This is a genomic window from Anaerolineales bacterium, from assembly GCA_022866145.1.
Classification (GTDB): domain Bacteria; phylum Chloroflexota; class Anaerolineae; order Anaerolineales; family E44-bin32; genus PFL42.
On sequence record JALHUE010000073.1, the window covers coordinates 1 to 2094 of the forward strand.

Consider the following 2094-nt stretch of genomic DNA (forward strand, 5'->3'; position numbering starts at 1 on the left):
GTGGTGTATACGCTGTGGATGAAGCGCCGGTCCCCGTGGTCGGTGGTGTGGGGCGGCATTGCCGGCGCCGTTCCGATCCTGGCCGGGCGCGCCCTGGCTCTGGATGCAATCGATGCTGCGGGCATCGCGCTGTGCCTGTCGGTCTTCCTGTGGATCCCGACCCACATCCTGACGTTCAGCCTGCGCTATGAAAGCGACTACCGCCGCGCCCGCATCCCGACGATGCCGCAGCGCTACGGTGACCGGGCGACGCGCCTGGCGATCTCGCTCTCGAGCCTGGGAGCGGCGATGGCCATGACCTTCGCCGCCCTGCAGATCGGCATGGGCCCGGGCTACCTTCGTCTGTTGGGCGTGCTCGGCCTGGGACTGGTCGGGCTCGCGCTTCGCAGCGCCCTCCGCCCATCAGCCTCTCTCAACTTCGCACTGTTCAAGTACGCTTCGGTCTTCATGCTCAGCGGAATGATCGTGATCGTCCTGGAGACTATGGCTTGAATCCCGGAACAGCAGCCGAGGCGGCGAGCTTGTCGCGTGAGGCCGAGCAGCATTCGCCGGTCCACGCCGCGGCCTCAGCCGTGCTCAGGATGAGGTGACACAGATGGAAAGAGTGTTCTTCGTCATCGGCGCGCTGGCGGGAGCCTTGGCGGTTGCCGCCGGCGCCTTCGGAGCCCATGCGCTTGGCGACCGCCTGCCCCCCGACCGGCTGGCGACCTTTGAGACCGGCGCCCGCTACCTGATGGTCCATGCCCTGGCGATGCTGGCGCTCGGCCTTGCGCTTGGGCGTTGGCCCGCAGCTGCCACTTGGCTGCAGGCTTCTGGCTGGCTGTTCCTGGCAGGCATGCTGCTGTTCTCGGGCAGCCTGTTCCTGCTGTCACTGACGGGGATCCGCTGGCTGGGCGCCATCACCCCTCTGGGCGGGGTGGCATTCATCGCTGGGTGGGTGTGCCTGGCGGTGGCGGTGCTTCGCCAGTAGCGGTTCGCTGCCCCATCCTCAGGCGGAATGCCGGATGGCTTGCGCCAGTCCGGCTGGGTCGCACTTTCGTGCTTGTCCAGCGCGAGACGGGGGTGACCGGCACCGTCCGATCTCCCCCGTTCTTCGAGAGCAGCCTCGATCGGGTTCCGGCCGAGGCAGTTCGGGGGAAACCCATCCGGGCGGCGATCAACTGCCGCCGCCCACCCACTCCGCGAACAACGCATCCAGATCGCAATTGCAGCTGGCCTCGAACGCTGCCTGCAACTCGTCCGGGGTCCCGACGCCATACCAGTTCTGCTGGGCGTAGGCACGCAGCCCCTGGTCCAGCGCGGCCTGGCCGATTTGCGCCGCCACTGCTTCGAAGAACAACCCGCCGCGGCCGTACACGATGGCGCTGTATTCGGCCGGCGAATACGCCCCGACCGGCATGCCGATTGGCATCGGTTGACGTTCTACTTGGTCCCAACGCTGTTCGAGGGTCTCCCGGTATCCGGCGGCGCCCCGCGGGCCATACTGATCGCCAAAGTACAGCATCGTGATGTACTGCGCTAATGACTCGTCCAACCAGGGCTGGTCGAGCTGGTCATTCCCGACCAGGCTGTAGAACCATTGATGTCCGACCTCGTGGGCGGTCACGCTCTCTAGCATCGGCAGCGGGTATTCCCGGCTATCCTCGGGGTACATCCGCTGCGCCATGGCGATGATCCCGGGGTACTCGACCCCGAGAGCCGAGGTCGGCGTGCTGACCATGTCCAGCTCGACGAAGGGGTAGGCCCCGAAGCGGCCGCCGAAATCGTCCAGCGAGGCCTCGGTGAAGTCGAGCACGTTGCGCGCCCCGGCTTCCAGCCCCGGCAGGGTTGTGCTCCGAACGAGGATGCCGTCGACCGGTCGCTCCTGGCTCACGAAATCCGGACTGCCGGCCAGATAGAAATCGCGCACCGGCCCGGCGGCGAACTCGAGCACCTGCCGTCCCTGTTCCTCCAACCTGGCCAGCTCGACACCGGTGGTCACCAAGATCAGGTCCTTCTGCGTCTCCACTCGCACGCGGTAGAAGCCGCTGTCAGCGTAGACGACATCGCCATATTCCGGGGGAATCTCGGTGTTCCATCCGGTCTCGTCATAGA

Annotated in this window: 3 protein-coding genes; 2 read left to right on the forward strand and 1 reads right to left on the reverse strand. The window is 66.4% G+C overall.

Annotated features, from left to right (window positions below; all coding sequences use genetic code 11):
- Both MUO23_02390 and MUO23_02395 read left to right on the forward strand, forming a co-directional pair.
- The coding region (locus MUO23_02390) for a UbiA family prenyltransferase (GenBank protein MCJ7511801.1) at window positions 1-492 on the forward strand (492 nt) is incomplete at its 5' end.
- Window positions 493-595: 103 nt separating this feature from the next.
- Complete coding sequence (locus tag MUO23_02395; GenBank protein MCJ7511802.1) at window positions 596-970, forward strand: DUF423 domain-containing protein; 375 nt, start codon at window positions 596-598, stop codon at window positions 968-970.
- Window positions 971-1156: 186 nt separating this feature from the next.
- Here MUO23_02395 and MUO23_02400 read toward each other — a convergent pair.
- On the reverse strand, window positions 1157-2094 hold a 938-nt coding region (locus MUO23_02400; protein ID MCJ7511803.1), incomplete at its 5' end, for a hypothetical protein.